General features: G+C 72.5%; 1 protein-coding gene. It reads left to right on the top strand.

Annotated features, from left to right (window positions below; translation table 11 throughout):
• Nucleotides 1-461: condensation domain-containing protein (locus tag EHS43_RS45835; protein ID WP_148104399.1), on the top strand; the 461-nt coding region annotated here is incomplete at both ends.

Raw genomic sequence — 461 nt, 5'->3', positions numbered from 1 at the left:
CGGCGAACCCGTGCAGCGGATCCTGGACGCGCAGGACGTCCGGCCGCATCTGGACGTGGTGGACGTCGGCGAAGACACCGCTGCCCTGGAACGGGCCATGACCGAGGAGGCCGGCAGGGGCTTCGACCTCGGCACCCAACTGCCGCTGCGGTCCGTGCTGCTGAGGCTGACGCCGACGGAGCACGTGCTCCTCGTCGTCCTGCACCACATCGCTGCCGACGGCTGGTCCATGGACCCTCTGGCACGGGACATCGGCGCGGCCTACGCGGCCCGCCGCGCCGGACGGGACCCGCGGTTCGAGCCGTTGCCGGTGCAGTACGCCGACTACGCCGTGTGGCAACGGACCGTGCTCGGCAGTGAGACGGACCCGGACAGCCGTATCAGCAGTCAACTCGCCCACTGGCGGGACCGGCTGGCGGATCTCCCGGCCGGTACGGAGCTGCCCACCGACCGCCCCCGCC

It is taken from the genome of Streptomyces sp. RP5T (assembly GCF_003933965.1).
Classification (GTDB): Bacteria; Actinomycetota; Actinomycetes; order Streptomycetales; family Streptomycetaceae; genus Streptomyces.
This window is presented reverse-complemented; position numbering and strand designations above follow the sequence as displayed.